The organism is Kribbella sp. CA-253562 (genome assembly GCF_050942265.1).
Lineage (GTDB): Bacteria > Actinomycetota > Actinomycetes > Propionibacteriales > Kribbellaceae > Kribbella.
The window spans coordinates 6,429,513-6,446,005 of sequence record NZ_CP192049.1 but is presented as its reverse complement, the minus strand read 5'-3'; the positions used below and the strand labels follow the sequence as shown (position 1 = coordinate 6,446,005).

Below are 16,493 nucleotides of genomic sequence, written 5' to 3'. Positions count from 1 at the left end.
GTAGTCGTCCGACCAGACGTTACCGGTCAGGATGTTCCGCATCCTGACACAGCAGGCAGCCGGCTGTCGGCCGGTAACGGGGGCCGAGACTCGATCGTCACCCGGATGACGCCGTGTGGGGGGCCTCACAGATGAGACCAGTGCGGCCTGTGGTTTACTCGTAGCGACGGGTGACCCCCTGGCACCGGCGACGTTCGACGCACCCTCATCGAACCGCCACCTCGCACACGTTCCGCACACGCCTGCCCGCTCGACGCCGGGCTGATGAAGGGTCTCCGATGGTTGCCGAAGCTTTTCCGTCCGACGTGTCCACCGATTCCTACGCCGGTGACCCGGTCTTCGAGCTGCACCGCGGCGGCAAGATCGAGGTGACGTCCTCGATCCAGGTCCGCGACGCCGACGACCTGTCGATGGCCTACACCCCCGGTGTGGCCCGGGTCTGTACGGCGATCGCCGAGGACCCGTCGCTGGTCCGCACCTACACCTGGAAGTCGAACGTGGTCGCGGTCGTCACCGACGGGACCGCCGTCCTGGGCCTGGGGGACATCGGCCCGGCCGCCGCGCTGCCGGTGATGGAGGGCAAGGCGCTGCTGTTCAAGGAGTTCGGCGGCGTCGACTCGGTGCCGATCGCGCTGGACTGCACCGACGTGGACGAGTTCGTCGAGACCGTGGTCCGGATGGCGCCGACGTTCGGCGGGATCAACCTGGAGGACATCTCCGCGCCGCGCTGCTTCGAGATCGAGCGCCGGCTGAAGGAACGCCTCGACATCCCGGTCTTCCACGACGACCAGCACGGTACGGCGGTCGTCGTACTGGCCGCTCTGCGCAACGCGCTGCGGGTGACCGGCAAGTCGATCTCCGACATCCGCGTGGTGATCTCGGGCGCCGGTGCGGCCGGGGTCGCGTGCGCGCGGATCCTGCTGCAGGCCGGCGTGGGGGACCTCGCGGTCGTCGACAGCAAGGGCGTGCTGCACGAGGACCGCTCCGACCTCACGCCGGTGAAGCTCTCGCTGGCCCGCGACACCAACACCGCGCAGCTGTCCGGCCGCCTGGTCGACGCGCTCGACGGCGCCGACGTGTTCCTGGGGGTCTCCGGCGGCACGGTGCCCGAGGAAGCGATTGCCCGGATGGCGCCCGGCGCGATGATCTTCGCGCTGGCCAACCCGAACCCCGAGGTGCACCCCGACCTGGCCCACCGCCACGCCGCGGTGGTCGCGACCGGCCGCTCGGACTTCCCGAACCAGATCAACAACGTGCTGGCCTTCCCCGGCATCTTCCGCGGCGCCTTCGACGCGAACGCCAGCCGGATCACCGAGGGCATGAAGCTCGCCGCCGCCGAGGCCCTGGCCGACCTCATCCCGGCCGGCGAACTGCGCGCGGACTACATCATCCCGTCGCCGTTCGACGAGCGCGTCGCCCCGGCCGTTGCCGCCGCGGTCGCCGAAGCCGCGCGGCGTGACGGGGTCGCCCGCGCTTGAGAGTTGGGAAGGAGGCCCGGGTGCGGCCGTAGGCCGCCCGGCCGCGGCTCGGGTTGAGCTCCCGGCTCGGGCCATGCCCCCGGCTCGGGTCGAGCCCCGGCCCGAGGCCGCGGGCCCTCCGCCTTCCTTTCTCCAACCCGCTCGTCTTCCGCCGCAGGCGGAGGGCGAGCGGGTGTTCTAGGGTTGCCGGGTGGAGAACCGGCGTGCGATCGAGTGGTCCGAAGCGGCGTGGCTGAATCCGCCCGAGGCGGTGCATGCCGACGGCAACGACCTGGTGGTGACCGCGCGGAAGGGCAGCGACTTCTGGCGGACGACGAGCTACGGGTTCGTGCACGACGACGGGCACGCGCTGCTCACGGACTTCCCGCCGGAGACCGCGATCGAGGTCGGGTTCGTCGCGGCGTTCGAGGAGTTGTACGACCAGGCCGGTGTCCTGGTCCGCGTCGACGCGGAGAACTGGATCAAGGCAGGCGTGGAGTTCACCGACGGCGTACCGCAGCTGGGCGCCGTGGTGACCCGCGAGCTGTCCGACTGGTCGATGGCGCCGGTCCCGGAGTGGGCCGGCCGTGAGGTGACCATCCGGGTCAGCCGCTCCGGCGACGCGGTGACGGTGCGCGCACGGGTCGACGACGAGCCCTGGCGGATGGTCCGGCTCGCGCCGCTGTCACCGGACGCCGAGGCGACCGCGGGCGCGATGTGCTGCGCACCGACCCGCTCCGGGCTGAACGTGCGCTTCACGTCGTTCGCGGTGACCGACGCGGACGCCGGGCTGCACGCGGACTGAACCGTCGATCACGCCCGCCCCGAGCCGGTGACCTTGGTAACTGACTGGGTGCGGACCACCGCCTAGGGTGGGCGCATGCTTGCTGCCTATGCTGCCGAGTTCAATGCCGACGACCCGGTGTCCGCGCTCGTGGTCGGGGAGCGGCCGGAGCCCGAGGCGCCGGACGGGTGGGTGACGATCGACGTCAAGGCGTCGGCGCTGAACCACCACGACCTGTGGTCGTTGAAGGGCGTCGGGCTGGCCGAGCAGAGTCTGCCGATGATCCTGGGCTGCGACGCCGCGGGCATCGACCCGGACGGCAACGAGGTCGTGGTGCACGCGGTGATCTCGGACCCGGCGTGGAAGGGTGACGAGACGCTCGACCCGAAGCGGTCGTTGCTGAGCGAGCGGTATCAGGGGACGCTGGCGGAGAAGGTCGTCGTGCCCGCGCACAACGTCGTACCGAAGCCGGCCGGGCTGAGCTTCGAGCAGGCGGCGTGTCTGCCGACGGCCTGGCTGACGGCGTACCGGATGTTGTTCACGCAGTCGGGGCTGAAGCCGGGCGACACCGTGCTCGTGCAGGGCGCCGGCGGTGGCGTGGCGACCTCGCTGATCACGCTGGCGCGCGCGGCCGGGATCCGGGTCTGGGCCACCAGCCGGGACGACGCCAAGCGGACGAAGGCGCTCGAGATCGGCGCGCACGACGTGTTCGAGTCGGGCGCGCGGCTGCCGGAGCGGGTCGACGCGGTGATGGAGACCGTCGGGCAGGCGACCTGGTCGCACTCGCTGAAGTCGCTCAAGCAGGGCGGCACGCTGGTGATCTCCGGCGCGACCTCCGGCCAGGCGCCGAAGTCGGCCGAGCTGAACCGGATCTTCTTTCTCCAGTTGCGGATCCAGGGCTCGACGATGGGCACGCGGCAGGAGTTGGCCGAGCTCGTGCAGTTCATGGCGAACGCCGGGATCTCGCCGCACATCGACACCACACTGCCGCTGGCCGACGCCCGGACCGGCTTCGCCAAGATGAACGACGGCGACGTGTTCGGCAAGATCGTTTTCACCGTCTAGATGGAACCGGTGATCCGGCGCGCCACGGTCGACGACGCCGAGGCCGGCGCGTGGTGTCACCTGCTGTGCTGGCAGGAGGCGTACGCCGAACTGCTGGACCCTGAGCGGCTGTGCGAGAAGACGGACCCCGCCGGCATCGGCCGCCGGACCGAGCGGTGGGCCGGTGCGATCGAGGCCGGTGTGGTCCGCTGGCTCGCCATCAATCCAGCGCCGGACGTTTCGGTGCGCGACCGCGTGATCGGCTTCTCGTCGCCCGGCCCCGCCCGCGACGACGATGCCCCGACGCCGCTCGAGCTGTACGCCGTCTACACCCGCCGAGCCTGGTGGGGGACCGGTCTGGGCCAGCGCCTGCTGGACGTCGCGATCGGCCGGGACGCCGCCAGCCTGTGGGTGCTGGAGGGCAACGAGCGGGCGATGGCCTTCTACCGCCGCAACGGCTTCGCCGCCGACGGAGCCCGGGCCGACGAGGAGTTCTTCGGCGTGCCGGAGATCCGGATGGTCCGCGGCGCGCAATAGGCCTTGCGACTTGATACATCTCCTATGTTACATTGAGAATGTATCGATGCCGGGAGGTGCTTCATGCACGACACGGACGAGACCGCACGACGCCTGCTCGCCTCGGCGGCGCAGTTGTCCCGGGATCCGGAGACCGAGATCGACTGGGACGCCCCGGTCGGCGACGGCTACGGCCTGAGCCCGGAGTGGAGCACGCTCTACGGCACGCCGTACTGGGGCGAGCTGAGCGAGTCGCAGCGCCGGGAGCTGACCCGGCACGAAGCCGCGTCGGTGGCCTCGACCGGGATCTGGTTCGAGCTGATCCTGCAGCAGTTGATCTTGCGCGACGTGTACGACGTCAGCCCGGCCACGCCCGAGTTCCAGTGGGCGCTGACCGAGATCGCCGACGAGTGCCGGCACTCGATCATGTTCGCCAAGGCCTCGGGCCGGCTGGTCGACGCGCGCTACCGGCCGGGGCTGCTCGCCCGGGAGCTGGGGCGCGGCTTCAAGACCATCGCCACCGGCGCCACGGCGTACGCCGCGATCCTGGTCGCGGAGGAGGTGCTCGACGTGATGCAGCGCGACTGGATGCGCGACCGCCGGGTCGCGCCGCTGGTCCGCACGGTCAACCACATCCACGTGGTCGAGGAGTCCCGGCACATGGTGTTCGCGCGCGAGGAGACCCGCGCCCGGCTGGTCGACGCCGGTCGGACCCACCGCTGGACAAGCGCGCTGGTGATCGCCCTGGCCGCGGACATGATCGTCGGCAGCATGGTCAGCCCGGAGGTCTACCGGAACGCGGGCCTCGATGTCGGGAAAGCTGTCCGGCTGGCCCGCGGCAACGAGCACCATCGCTCGCTGCTGCGGTCGAGCTGCGCCAACCTGATGGACTTCCTCGGCGAGGTCGGGCTGCTGACTCCGGCGGCCCGGCGGGTCTACCGGCGGACCGGGCTGCTCTGAGATGAGCTACGTGATCAGCGGGGACTGCTGCTCGGACGCGAGCTGTGTCGCGGTCTGCCCGATGAACTGCATCCACCCCTCACCGGGGGAGCCTGGGTTCGGTACGACGGACGGATTGTTCATCGATCCGCGCACATGCATCGACTGCGGCGCCTGCGCCGACATCTGCCCGGTGGACGCGGCCAAGCCGGCCGACCGCGCGTCGGCCGTCGACGTCCAGCTCAACACGGCGTACTACGCGGAGCGTCCGGCGCTCGACGGGCTCGACCTCGACAGTTGGGAGCCGCCGAACTTCGACCGCTGGTCGGACGGGCCGCGACGGGTCGCGGTGGTCGGGACAGGTCCGGCCGGGATGTACACGACCCGGGAGTTCCTGCAGCGGAGCACCGCCGAGGTGACGTTGTTCGACCGCCTTCCGGTGGTCGGAGGCCTGGCGCGCTACGGGGTGGCCCCGGATCACCCGGTGACGAAGCAGATCGTGAAGACCTTCGAGCGAATCGCCGCCCACCCGCGGGTGCGCTGGCGGCCGAACACCGAGGTGAACGTCGCCGAGCTCGAGGGCCGGTACGACGCCGTGGTGCACGCGTCCGGCTCGTTCGAGAGTCGCCGGCTGGGGATCCCCGGTGAGGAGGCGGCGCTGACCGCGGCCGAAGTAGTTGCCTGGTACAACGGCCGACCGGGAGCTCGCGCGGTCGCGTTGCGCGGTCCGCGAGTCATTGTCGTCGGCAACGGAAACGTCGCGCTGGACCTGGCCCGGCTGATGACCGCGGACGACCGGCGGCTGGCCGGGCTGGATCTGCCGGCCCAGGTGCGCGAGTCCCTGGCCGGTGTCACCGAGGTGGTCCTCGTCGGCCGCCGCGGCCCGGACGTCGCCGCCTACACCGCTTCCGCGTTCCGTGAAGTCGAGCACAGCTTGGGCATCGTCTTCCGCCACCACGTCACGCCGGCCGCCTGGGATCACCGCGGTCTCACCACGCTCGACGGCGAAACGATCGCGGCGGACTCGCTGATCACCGCGATCGGCTTCACCGGCCGTCCGATCCCCGGCCTGCCCTTCGACGAGGTGCGCGGCGTCGTGCCGAACGTGCGGGGCGCGGTCGTCGGCCGGCCGGGACACTTCGTCACCGGGTGGATCAAGCGCGGCGCTCAGGGCGGCATCGGCGTGAACAAGGCCTGCGCCCGGGAGACCGTCCGCACGGTGCTGACCGCCGACGTACCCCAGCCGGCGTAACGGCGGATACCGCTCCTGGCCGATGCCCTGCAGGGCAGGCGATTGCCACCATCGGCAGGCATGAAACCATTCCGCACAGCAGTAGCAGCTCTCGTCGCCCTCGTCCTGCTCGGTACGGTTCAGCCGGCCTCGGCTGCCACCGGTCCCGTGAGGATCGACACCGGACAGCTTCAAGGCCGTACGACGGCAACCGGCGTCCGCGTCTTCGAAGGCATCCCGTACGCCGCCCCGCCGGTCGGTGCACTCCGCTGGTCGGCTCCACGCCCGGCCAAGCCCTGGACCGGCGTCCGCGACGCGACCGTCCCCGGCCCGAGCTGTCCACAGGTACACCAGTCGGCGTCCGGTCCGACGGTCTCCGGCAGCGAGGACTGCCTGACGCTCAACGTCTGGGCCCCGCGCGGGCAACCAACGCGCCGGTCCTGCTGTTCCTGCACGGCGGTGGCTTCACCGGGGGATCGGGCTCGCTCTACGACCCCTCGGAGTTGGTGGCCCGCGGCAACATCGTGGTGACCGCGAACTACCGCCTCGGCGCCCTCGGCTTCCTCCGTCATCCGTCGATGCGTGACCCCGCCGCCGGCAACTTCGGCCTCGCCGACCAGCAGCAGGCGTTGCGCTGGATCGCGCGCAACGCTCGCGCGTTCGGCGGCGATCCCCGCCGCGTCACGCTGTGGGGCGAGTCCGCCGGTGCCTTCAGCGTCTGCGCGCACCTGGTCTCCCCGTCGGCCCGCGGCCTCTTCGCGCGGGCGATCGTCCAGAGCGCGCCCTGCCTCAACGACTTCCTGCCCGTCCGCGCCGCCGAACACCGCGCGATCAAGACCGCCGCCGATCTCGGCTGCACCGATCCCCGCACGGCCCTGGCCTGCCTGCGGGCCAAGCCGTTCCAGGAACTGACAGGCCTGGGCCAGACCGAGGCCCTGGCGCGCCGTACGACCGATCGCGCCTGGCTGCCCACCGCGGGAACGGCCTTGGTTCCGCTGCAGCCGCGGATCGCGCACCGGCTCGGCGCCGCGGCCGACGTACCGGTTCTGCAGGGTGGCACCAAGGATGAGATGCGCTCGTTCGTGGGCGGCCGGTACGACGAGCAAGGCCGGCCCGTCACCGCCGCGCAGTATCCGCAGCTCGTCCGCGACCTGTACGGCGACAAGGCCGCGAAGGTGCTCGCCGAGTACCCGGCGGCCGGCTATCCGAGCCCGAGCCTTGCGCTCGCGCAGATCCTGACCGATGAAGGACTCCTGCTCGGCGCTTGCTCGCAACTGACGGCGAACGACGTGATGGCCCGCCGGGCGCGGATCCACAGCTACGAGTTCGCCGAGCCGCGGACGCCGGAACCCGGCGAGTTCCCGTACGGCGCGCACCACGGCGTCGACGTCCAGTACTTCCTCGGCAGCACGCAGCCCCCTGGCCCTTGGACACCCCCGCCGCTGACGCCGGCCCAGAAGCAGTTGGCCGGCCGGCTCCTGGACCAGTGGTCGGCCTTCGCCCGGACCGGTGATCCCGGCTGGGCGCCGTACCGGCGGGACGTCGTCCGCTCGATCAGCGTCGCCTCGACCGGACCGGTCGACCTGCGCGCCACGCATCGCTGCGATTTCTGGGAGTCGGTGTCACGGCACTGATGTGACAGCCTTCGGCCGTGACGTTTCATGCCTGAAACATGGGCGTCGCACCGGGGCAACGACTCGGGCGCAAGCTGATCGTGGCGCGGGAAACCCCCGCGCACTCGATCCGCCCGATCGAACGAGGAGCAGGAGTGCCCATGAGGCCGACCTTGACGGTGATCGCCGACCCCGCCGACCGCTGGATGACGAAGGCCGCGTGTGTCGGCATGTCGCCGTCCTACGACGAGACCGCGACCCAGTGGGAGCAGCGCAAGGCGCAGGCGGTCTGCCTGACCGCGTGCCCGGTCCTGGAGGAGTGCCGCGCGTGGGCCCGGCGAACCAAGTTCACCGGCACGGCCGCGGGGGAGAAGTTCCTCGACGGTCGCCGCCGCGGCCGCCCCGGCCCGTCCGAGCGCCGCCGCCCCGAGGTCACCGTCGAGGCGCAGCAGGCCAGCTGATCGCCAGCACGACAAGGGCCCCGCGGAATCCGCGGGGCCCTTGTCGTCGGTGGTGGAACGACCGCGCACCAGCCGGGTCGACTCAGACGCCGACCAGTTCGTCGCTGCGCTCTTCGGCGACCTTCTTCGTCCGCCGGAACGGATCGGTCAGCGTCGGAAGGATCTCGCGCCGGTGGTGGACGAACACCCCGATCGCCAGTACGGCGTACACGGCGCAGAGCACGTAGCGGCCGGTCTGGCCCGGGACGGCGAACTGAATCGCGAACAGCCCCAGCAACGTCCAGGCGGCCCAGCGCGGGAAGCGCAGCGTCAGCAGGATCGCGATGCCCAGCATGGTCTGGGTCGCGGTCAGCAGGAACTCCTCGACCTGCCGTCCGTCCAGGTGCAGCGCGGCCGATCCGCCGCCGATCCCGTACGCGATCGGAAGGCTGCCGATCAGCAGGGTCCACTGGTTCACCTTCGCGGAGATCAGCAGGCCGAGCGCGGCGGCGCCCTTGCCACGCCAGGCGAACAGGAGCGCCACGATGAACTCCGGCGCTTCGGAGGCCAGCGGTGCCAGCCACTGGACCAGCAGGAACTGGTCGATGCCGAGCGCGTGACCGCCCTGGACGAGCGAGTCGGCGAACGGCTCGGCCGAGGCGAGGATCACTCCGGCCGCCAGGGCGAACATGGCGACCACCGTGATCCGGCGCTGCGCCTTCGGCAGGGCGCCGATCCGCGCGGCCGGTCCGACCAGGTCGGGCTCGTCGCCGTGCTCGCTGGCCGCGGCCCGCCAGAGGTAGTAGCCGAAGAAGGCGAGCAGTGCGATGCCGAGCAGCAGGTGGATCTGGCCGGTCAGCGGGATGACGAAGGCGACCACTCCGGCGATCAGCAGGAAGCCGAGCTCCCTCTTGTAGCCCGAGTCGAGCACCAGCGCCTTGACCGAGCGCCCGCTGCGCTTGCCGGCGACGTACAGGCTGAGCAGGACGACGCTGGACCAGCCGAGGCCGAGCAGGAGGCGGTTGGAGCCGGTCATGTTGGCCGCGGCGTACTGGACGTACTCCGGGTTGCTGCCGGCGGTGTGGGCGAAGTAGAGGTCCACCGCGTACTCCGGCAGGACGGCGATCACCGCGAGCAGGGCGATCGCGAGCCCGCCGGAGATGTCCATCTCGGCGGCTTCGGCGGCCCAGGCGAGCACGAACGACGCGGCGACGACACCGAGACCGAACACGACGATGCCGAGCGGAGCGGACGGGTGGGTGCCGGTGAGTCGCAGCGCGACCGCGGGGATCGCCACTGCCAGACACAGCAGCACGGGGCGGAGGGCTCTTGCCATGCCTCCAGGCTGCCATCATTTCGATACTTTCGCAATTGCGAAAGTATGAGACCGTGCTCACCCCCGGCCTGCCGCCTCCCCAGGACCCGCATCACCGGTCACAATGACCGCGAGATGACGACCTTCCCCGAACCGACGAAGGCCCAGCTGGAATCCGCCGCCGGCACCTTCGCGATGCTGTCCGCACCGGTGCGGCTGCATCTGGTCTCGCTGGCGGCCCAGGGCGAGTACGACGTGGGCACGCTGGCCGACCGCGTCGGAGTGAGCATCGCGACGGCCAGCCAGCACCTCGGCAAGCTCCGCCTCGCCGGCATCATCACCGCCCGGCGCGAGGGCCGCCGCCACATCTACACCGTCGACGACCCCCACGTGCTCAACCTGGTCGACCAGATCTTCGAACACATCGCACCCGATGGGTCGCTCGCGCCGGATCCGCCGCTGCGCAGGAGACCGCCGCACACCGACTGACCACTGCGCGGTGGCGGTCCACGGAGTGGATTGGTGAGGTACGCCGGGAATAGCAAGCCGGGGCGGGCCGTTGCCGTCAGCTGGCGACAGCGACGTCGCGCCCTGCTTGTACGCCGATCACGAGGACTCCATGGCGATCTCCGATTCTCCGACGACGCCCGCTGCGATGACGATTCCCACCCGGACGACGAATGCGCCGACGCCGGCCGTCGACGACCCAATTCGCCCAATGGGCCGAGTGCGGCTGGTACTCACCCTCGGCTTCATCGTCGCGCTCGGCCCGCTCACCATCGACCTGTACCTGCCGGCGCTGCCGTCCATCACGACCGACCTCGGCGCCTCCGCGACGGCGGTCCAGTTCACCCTCACCGGCACCTTCGCCGGCCTCGCTCTCGGCCAGCTGCTGGTGGGTCCGCTCTCCGATACCCTCGGCCGCCGACGGCCGTTGATCGCCGGAGCGGGGCTGCATGTGCTGGCCTCCGTGCTCTGCGCGGTCTCTCCGAACGTCGAGATGCTGTCGGTCTTCCGGATCCTGCAGGGTGTCGGTGCCGCCGCCGGGTCCGTGGTCGCGCTGGCGATCGTCCGTGACCTGTACGTCGGACGCGCGGCCGCGACGTTGCTGTCGAGGCTGATGCTCGTCATCGGCGTCGCGCCGGTGTTCGCTCCCACCGTCGGTGGCGCCCTGCTGGTGGCGCTGCCCTGGCAGGGCCTGTTCGTGGTGCTGGCGGCGCTCGGCGTCCTGCTGATGGTTCTGGTGGCACTGACGCTGCCGGAGACTTTGCCGCCTTCCGGCCGACGGCCGTTCGGGCCGGCGCAGATCGCTCGCACGGCCGGACAGTTGGTCCGCGATCGGGTCTTCGTCGGACTCACTCTCGTCGCCGGCCTGGCGATGACCGGCGTGTTCGGGTACGTCGCGGGAGCGTCGTTCGTGTTCCAGGAACAGTTCGGCGTGAGCAGCCAGACCTTCGGACTGCTGTTCGGGGTGGGCGGGCTGCTGCTGGTCGCGGCGACCCAGCTCAACCCGGTGCTGCTGAAGCGATGGGAGCCTGAGCAGGTGCTCACCGCCGGCGCGGTTCTCGCCGCACTGGCAGGGGTCGCGCTGCTGCTGACCGCGTCCCTGAGCCTGGGCGGCCTGGTCGGCATCCTCGTCCCGGTCTGGGCGGCGCTGTTCGCCGCCAGCCTGGCCCTTCCGAACGCGCCGGCGCTGGCACTGTCACGCCACGGCGAGGCGGCGGGCACCGCGGCGGCCCTGCTGGGTGCAGTCCAGTTCGGTATCGGCGCGGTCGCCGCACCGCTGGTTGGTGCCCTCGGCACCGACGCGGTCGCGATGGCCGTGGTGATGTCCGTCGGGTTGGCCCTGTCCTTGGTCACCCTGCTCGTCGTGGTCAGGCCCTGGCAGCGGGACTTCAACCCGGCCTCTTCGGCGGCGAACCAGCCGGTCGCGGTCGTTCACTGAGCAGCCGATCGACCGGGGCCGCGGTTTACAGGATGTGCCGCAGGTACTGCTCAGGGTGCCGTAGGTAGGCACGCCAGTTCTGGACGAGCTCGAGGTCGTCCCAGGCCGACTCGCGGATGCCCCAGTCGCCGACCTCCAGGATCGTCGCGCCCGGCAGGGCGGCGATCACGGGGGAGTGGGTGGCGCACAGCACCTGTGAGCCGTTGTCGGCCAGTTGCTTCAGTACGCCGACCACGGCCAGGCTGGACGAGAAGGACAGGGCCGACTCGGGTTCGTCGAGGCAGTACAGCCCGCGCCGGGTGAAGCGGCTCTCGATCAGCGTCAGGAAACTCTCGCCGTGGCTCATCTCGTGGAACTTCGCGTCCGGCGGCCCGCTCGGGCGCGGGTTCTGCTCCAGGTAGGTGTAGAAACCGTGCATCGTCTCGGCTCGCAGGAAGTACCCGGCCTTGGACGCGCCGGCGCCCCTGGTCAGCTGGATCTCGTCCGACAGTGACGACTCGGTCGCCCGCGTGGTCAGCCGCGCGCCCGTCGACCCGCCTTCCGGCGACATCCCGAACGCGACCGCGACAGCTTCCACCAGCGTCGACTTGCCCGCGCCGTTCTCGCCGACCAGGAACGTGACGCCCGGCCCGAGGTCCAGCCCGTCGGTCAGCAGTTGCCGCACAGCGGGAATCGTGTGCGGCCAGACCCCGGACGGCGAAATGCCCTCCGCCGCGGTTACCCGTCGTACGGGATGGTCGGCGAAGGGCATTCGCTCACACTACAAAACGAACAGGCTCAGTCGTCCTCGTCGTCGAGTCGCGCCAGCCAGGTGGCGAAGCGCTCGATCGGCGTCTCGAACTCGGGGTTCAGGTCGACGAACTCACGCAGCCGCTCGGCCAGCCAGGCCAGCGAGACGTCTTCCTCGCCTCGCCGGCCCTCGAGCTCCTCGATCCCTCGATCGGTGAAGTACACGTCAGCTGAACGCCTGCTTCAGCAGCGTCTGCTGCTCGGCCTGGTGCGCGCCCATCGAACCCACCGACGTCGCCGACATGGCCGGCCGGGACACCCGGTAGAACGGCTTGCCGCCCAGGTGCTCGGTCAGGTTCAGCGCCATGAACGGCCACGGACCCTGGTTGGCCGGCTCGTCCTGCACCCAACGGATCTCGGTCGCGTTCGGGTACTTGGCCAGCTCCGCCTTGATCTCCTCGGCCGGCAGCGGGTAGAGCTGCTCGACCCGGATCACCGCGGTGCTGAGCTTGTCGGTCTCGGTCTTCTTCCGCTCCGCGAACAGGTCGTACGCGATCCGGCCGGACGACAGGATGACCCGGTCGATCGTGCCCGCGGTGGCCTCGGCCTCGGCGTCACCGAGCACCGGCCGGAAGGCGCCGCTGGTCAGGTCCTCCGGCTGCGACACCGCTTCCTTGCGCCGCAGCAGCTGCTTGGGCGTGAAGACGATCAGCGGGTTGTGCTCCTCGCCGAGGGTGTGGCGGCGCAGCAGGTGGAAGTACGACGCCGGCGTCGACGGCTGGGCCACCGTCATCGCGTTCTCAGCGCACAGCGCCATGAACCGCTCGATCCGGGCCGAGGAGTGGTCCGGGCCCTGGCCCTCGTAACCGTGCGGCAGCAGCAGCACGACACCCGACTTCTGGCCCCACTTCGCCTCACCGGCCGAGATGTACTCGTCGATGATCGACTGGGCGCCGTTCACGAAGTCACCGAACTGCGCCTCCCACAGGGTCAGCGCCTCCGGCCGGGCCACCGAGTAGCCGTACTCGAAGCCGAGCGCGGCGTACTCGCTGAGCAGCGAGTCGTAGACGTAGAAGTTCGCCTGGTTGTCGTCCAGGTGCTGCAGCGGGACGTAGTCCTGGCCGTTGACCCGGTCGATGATCGCCGCGAACCGCTGCACGAACGTGCCGCGGCGGCTGTCCTGACCGGCCAGCCGGACCGGGCGCCCGGCCAGCAGCAGCGAGCCGAACGCGGTGATCTCCGCGCTGGCCCAGTCCACCGGGCCCTGGGTGATCGCGGCGGCCCGGCGCTGCAGCTGCGGCAGCACCTTCGGATGCGCGGTGAAGCCCTCCGGCAGCGTGGTGTACGCGTCGGCGATCTTCTTCAGCACCTCGGGCGTGGTCGCGGTCGCGTCCGGGCCCTCCGGCTTGTCCGGGTAGACCGGGACCGTCACGTACGGCGCCGGGGTGTCGGGCTGGCTCTTGGCCTCGCGGACCTCGGTGAACACGCGCTCCAGCCGCTGCTGGAAGTCGCGCATCGCCTGCTCGGCCTCCTCGACGGTGATGTCGCCACGGCCGATCAGCGCCTCGGTGTACAGCTTGCGCACCGACCGCTTCTGCTCGATCAGGTCGTACATCAGCGGCTGCGTGAACGACGGGTCGTCGCCCTCGTTGTGGCCGCGGCGGCGGTAGCAGACCAGATCGATCACGACGTCCTTGTTGAACGCCTGGCGGTACTCGAAGGCCAGGTCGGCGACCCGGACACAGGCCTCGGGGTCGTCGCCGTTCACGTGGAAGATCGGCGCCTGAACCATCCGGGCCACGTCGGTGCAGTACATCGACGAGCGCGACGAGGCCGGCGAGGTGGTGAAACCGACCTGGTTGTTGACGATCACGTGGATCGTGCCGCCGGTGCGGTAGCCGCGCAGCTGGGACAGGTTCAGCGTCTCGGCCACGACGCCCTGGCCGGCGAAGGCCGCGTCACCGTGCACCAGGACCGGCAGTACCGGGAACGTCGGCCCCTGGTCGAGGATGTCCTGCTTGGCCCGGACGATGCCCTCGAGCACCGGGTCGACGGTCTCCAGGTGCGACGGGTTGGCCGCCACCGACACCTTGATCTTGTCGCCGAACTCGGAGACGAACTCGCCCTCGGCGCCCAGGTGGTACTTGACGTCACCGGAGCCCTGGACCGTGCGCGGGTCGATGTTGCCGTCGAACTCGCGGAAGATCTGGCCGTAGGACTTGCCGACGATGTTGGCCAGCACGTTCAGCCGGCCGCGGTGCGCCATGCCGATCACGACCTCGTCCAGGCCGGCCCCGGCGGCCTCCTCGCAGATCTCGTCGAGCAGCGGGATGGTGGTCTCGCCACCCTCCAGCGAGAACCGCTTCTGGCCGACGTACTTGGTCTGCAGGAAGGTCTCGAACGCCTCGGCCTCGTTCAGCTTGGCCAGGATCCGCAGCTGCTCCTCGCGCGGCGGCTTGGTGTGCGGCCGCTCGATCCGCTCCTGCAGCCACTTGCGCTGCTCGGGGTCCTGGATGTGCATGTACTCGATACCGGTGGTGCGGCAGTACGAGTCGCGCAGGATGCCGAGGATCTCCCGCAGCTTCATGAACTTGCGGTCGGTCGCGGCGCCGAACGAGCCGGTGGCGAACTCGCGGTCCAAGTCCCACAGGGTCAGCCCGTGGGTGGCGACGTCGAGGTCGGGGTGGCTGCGCTGCTTGTACTCCAGCGGGTCGGTGTCGGCCATGATGTGGCCGCGCACCCGGTAGGCGTGGATCAGCTCCAGGATCCGGGCCTGCTTGCTGATGTCCTCCTCGTGGCTGTGCGGGAGGTCGGCGGCCCAGCGGATCGGCTCGTACGGGATCCGCAGGCTCTGGAAGATCTCGTCGTAGAAGCCCTCCGCGCCCAGCAGCAGCTGGTGCAGCCGGCGCAGGAACTCACCCGACTGCGCGCCCTGGATGATCCGGTGGTCGTAGGTCGAGGTCAGCGTCATCACCTTGCTGACCGCGAGCTTGGCCATCGTCTCCTCTGCCGCGCCCTGGTACTCGGTCGGGTACTCCATCGCGCCGACGCCGATGATGCAGCCCTGGCCGCTCATCAGCCGCGGCACCGAGTGCTGGGTGCCGATCGTGCCGGGGTTGGTCAGGCTGATCGTGGTGCCCTGGAAGTCGGGCAGCGCGAGCTTGTTGTCCCGGGCCCGGCGCACGATGTCCTCGTAGGCCATCCAGAACTCGGCGAACGTCATCGTCTCGGTCGCCTTGATCGACGGCACCAGCAGCTGGCGGGTGCCGTCCGGCTTCTGCATGTCGATGGCCAGGCCGAGGTTGATGTGCTCGGGCTGGACCAGCGTCGGCTTGCCGTCGGTCTCGTCGTACGACGCGTTCATCTCCGGCAGCGTCTTGAGCGCCTTGACCAGCGCCCAGCCGACCAGGTGGGTGAACGAGATCTTGCCGCCCCGCGCGCGCTTGAGGTGGTTGTTGATGACGATCCGGTTGTCGATCAGCAGCTTGACCGGCACCTGGCGGACGCTGGTCGCGGTGGGGACCCCGAGGCTGGTCTCCATGTTCTGCGCCGTCCGGGCGGGCGCGCCGCGCAGGATCTTCCGCTCCGCGTCCGTGCTGGTCGCGGGGGCAGGCTTGGGCTGCGCGCTGGGCGGTTGGTTCACCGTTCCTCCGGTCGGGGCGCCGCTCGCGGCGGGCGCGGTCTGCTGGGCAGACGCTGCGGGCTTGGTCTGGGCAGGCTGGCTCTGGGCGCTCGACGCGGTGGTGGCGGCGGGCGCGGCCGGGGCCGGCGTCGCCGCGGCGGCCTGGGCGGCCGGCTTGCTTGCGGCCGGCGCGGTGGCCGTCGTCCCGCGGCCCGCGGCCTCCGGGGTCTTGTTGTCGGACACCGCATCGGGCCGGGGAGCCTCGGCAGGCTTCACCTGCTGCGCGTCACCCGGACTGTCCCCCTGGAAGCTGCCGTTCTCGAAATAGGCCGACCACGCGGGATCTACCGACTTGGGATCCTGGCGGTACTTCTCGTACATCTCGTCGACCAGCCATTCGTTCGCTCCGAAGGCTGCAAGGGGATTGGTGTCTGATGGCTCGGTGGCCACTTGGCAGTTCGCCTCTTCCGATTTGCGGGTCCGGTACCACTGTGCTGACTACGGGAGTTATGGGGGTGCTCCCGAGCCAAGGCTAATAGCACCGGCAACACATCTACAGCCCGGGACCACCGGACCAGTGTGTCGAGTGGTTCCGCCGCCGCGCGTCGGCCGATCGGCCCCTGGAACACCTGCGTTTCGGGTGTTTCAGGGTTGTTGCCCTCGGCTCCGCCCTTGACAGCCGCCGGACGGGTCGGCTGGACTGCCGGACTCGTTGCAGAGGTGGGGATCCGGCGGTGTCCGAGGGCCTTTCCGGAGTGCTCGCTACGCCTGAGTGCCCACAGTATGCAGCGGTGCGTTCGCCGGCTGTGATCACCCAGGGTGGCCAAAAGTGTGGTGAAGCTCACGCAATGGATCAGT

Annotated in this window: 13 protein-coding genes and 1 pseudogene; 10 read left to right on the top strand and 4 right to left on the bottom strand. The window is 70.4% G+C overall.

Going from position 1 to position 16,493, the window contains the following annotated elements; genetic code table 11:
- Positions 1–278: 278 nt before the first annotated feature.
- From ACQPXM_RS30335 to ACQPXM_RS30300, 8 genes and pseudogenes are all read left to right on the top strand, one after another.
- The gene (locus ACQPXM_RS30335) at positions 279–1,478 is read left to right on the top strand and encodes an NAD(P)-dependent malic enzyme (RefSeq protein WP_432939845.1); all 1,200 of its coding nucleotides are present in this window, start codon (positions 279–281) and stop codon (positions 1,476–1,478) included.
- Between the two features lie 190 nt (positions 1,479–1,668).
- A complete protein-coding gene (locus ACQPXM_RS30330) occupies positions 1,669–2,262 on the top strand; it encodes a DUF1349 domain-containing protein (protein ID WP_432939843.1) in 594 nt (197 codons plus the stop codon).
- Between the two features lie 75 nt (positions 2,263–2,337).
- Entirely contained in the window at positions 2,338–3,306 is a 969-nt protein-coding gene (locus tag ACQPXM_RS30325; RefSeq protein WP_432939840.1) for a zinc-binding dehydrogenase, read from the top strand.
- Positions 3,307–3,822, top strand: a complete 516-nt coding sequence (locus ACQPXM_RS30320) for a GNAT family N-acetyltransferase (protein ID WP_432939837.1) — start codon at positions 3,307–3,309, stop codon at positions 3,820–3,822.
- A gap of 63 nt (positions 3,823–3,885) precedes the next feature.
- Complete coding sequence (locus tag ACQPXM_RS30315) at positions 3,886–4,761, top strand: AurF N-oxygenase family protein (RefSeq protein WP_432939834.1); 876 nt, start codon at positions 3,886–3,888, stop codon at positions 4,759–4,761.
- Between the two features lies 1 nt (position 4,762).
- Complete coding sequence (locus ACQPXM_RS30310) at positions 4,763–5,992, top strand: FAD-dependent oxidoreductase (protein ID WP_432939832.1); 1,230 nt, start codon at positions 4,763–4,765, stop codon at positions 5,990–5,992.
- A gap of 60 nt (positions 5,993–6,052) precedes the next feature.
- A pseudogene (locus tag ACQPXM_RS30305) lies at positions 6,053–7,605 on the top strand (carboxylesterase/lipase family protein).
- Positions 7,606–7,745: 140 nt separating this feature from the next.
- Positions 7,746–8,045 carry a WhiB family transcriptional regulator gene (locus ACQPXM_RS30300; protein WP_432939830.1) on the top strand — a complete coding sequence of 100 codons (300 nt, stop codon included), beginning with the start codon at positions 7,746–7,748 and terminating at the stop codon, positions 8,043–8,045.
- Positions 8,046–8,127: 82 nt separating this feature from the next.
- Here ACQPXM_RS30300 and ACQPXM_RS30295 read toward each other — a convergent pair whose 3' ends face one another.
- Positions 8,128–9,360: a sodium:proton exchanger gene (locus ACQPXM_RS30295; RefSeq protein WP_432939827.1), complete on the bottom strand. Its 1,233-nt coding sequence runs from the start codon at positions 9,358–9,360 to the stop codon at positions 8,128–8,130.
- Between the two features lie 114 nt (positions 9,361–9,474).
- Here ACQPXM_RS30295 and ACQPXM_RS30290 point away from each other — a divergent pair, with 114 nt between their 5' ends.
- Together ACQPXM_RS30290 and ACQPXM_RS30285 are read left to right on the top strand one after the other, a co-directional pair.
- Entirely contained in the window at positions 9,475–9,828 is a 354-nt protein-coding gene (locus ACQPXM_RS30290) for an ArsR/SmtB family transcription factor (RefSeq protein ID WP_344179422.1), read from the top strand.
- 238 nt (positions 9,829–10,066) lie between these two features.
- Positions 10,067–11,284 carry a multidrug effflux MFS transporter gene (locus ACQPXM_RS30285; RefSeq protein ID WP_432939823.1) on the top strand — a complete coding sequence of 406 codons (1,218 nt, stop codon included), beginning with the start codon at positions 10,067–10,069 and terminating at the stop codon, positions 11,282–11,284.
- 25 nt (positions 11,285–11,309) lie between these two features.
- Here the strand turns inward: ACQPXM_RS30285 and ACQPXM_RS30280 are convergent, their stop codons facing one another.
- The 3 genes from ACQPXM_RS30280 to ACQPXM_RS30270 are packed head-to-tail and all read right to left on the bottom strand — an operon-like array spanning position 11,310 to position 16,085.
- Entirely contained in the window at positions 11,310–12,035 is a 726-nt protein-coding gene (locus ACQPXM_RS30280) for an AAA family ATPase (protein WP_432939820.1), read from the bottom strand.
- Between the two features lie 26 nt (positions 12,036–12,061).
- The gene (locus ACQPXM_RS30275) at positions 12,062–12,238 is read right to left on the bottom strand and encodes a DUF6104 family protein (protein WP_168197341.1); all 177 of its coding nucleotides are present in this window, start codon (positions 12,236–12,238) and stop codon (positions 12,062–12,064) included.
- Between the two features lies 1 nt (position 12,239).
- Positions 12,240–16,085 carry a multifunctional oxoglutarate decarboxylase/oxoglutarate dehydrogenase thiamine pyrophosphate-binding subunit/dihydrolipoyllysine-residue succinyltransferase subunit gene (locus tag ACQPXM_RS30270; protein WP_432939817.1) on the bottom strand — a complete coding sequence of 1,282 codons (3,846 nt, stop codon included), beginning with the start codon at positions 16,083–16,085 and terminating at the stop codon, positions 12,240–12,242.
- Positions 16,086–16,493: the final 408 nt, after the last annotated feature.

What these genes read in the sequence shown, in the direction of transcription:
- ACQPXM_RS30335 (WP_432939845.1), top strand. Translation starts at nt 279, where the DNA reads ATGGTTGCCGAAGCTTTTCCGTCCGACGTGTCCACCGATTCCTACGCC.
- ACQPXM_RS30325 (WP_432939840.1), top strand. Translation starts at nt 2,338, where the DNA reads ATGCTTGCTGCCTATGCTGCCGAGTTCAATGCCGACGACCCGGTGTCC.
- ACQPXM_RS30320 (WP_432939837.1), top strand. Translation starts at nt 3,307, where the DNA reads ATGGAACCGGTGATCCGGCGCGCCACGGTCGACGACGCCGAGGCCGGC.
- ACQPXM_RS30315 (WP_432939834.1), top strand. Translation starts at nt 3,886, where the DNA reads ATGCACGACACGGACGAGACCGCACGACGCCTGCTCGCCTCGGCGGCG.
- ACQPXM_RS30310 (WP_432939832.1), top strand. Translation starts at nt 4,763, where the DNA reads ATGAGCTACGTGATCAGCGGGGACTGCTGCTCGGACGCGAGCTGTGTC.
- ACQPXM_RS30300 (WP_432939830.1), top strand. Translation starts at nt 7,746, where the DNA reads ATGAGGCCGACCTTGACGGTGATCGCCGACCCCGCCGACCGCTGGATG.
- ACQPXM_RS30295 (WP_432939827.1), bottom strand. Translation starts at nt 9,360, where the DNA reads ATGGCAAGAGCCCTCCGCCCCGTGCTGCTGTGTCTGGCAGTGGCGATC.
- ACQPXM_RS30290 (WP_344179422.1), top strand. Translation starts at nt 9,475, where the DNA reads ATGACGACCTTCCCCGAACCGACGAAGGCCCAGCTGGAATCCGCCGCC.
- ACQPXM_RS30280 (WP_432939820.1), bottom strand. Translation starts at nt 12,035, where the DNA reads ATGCCCTTCGCCGACCATCCCGTACGACGGGTAACCGCGGCGGAGGGC.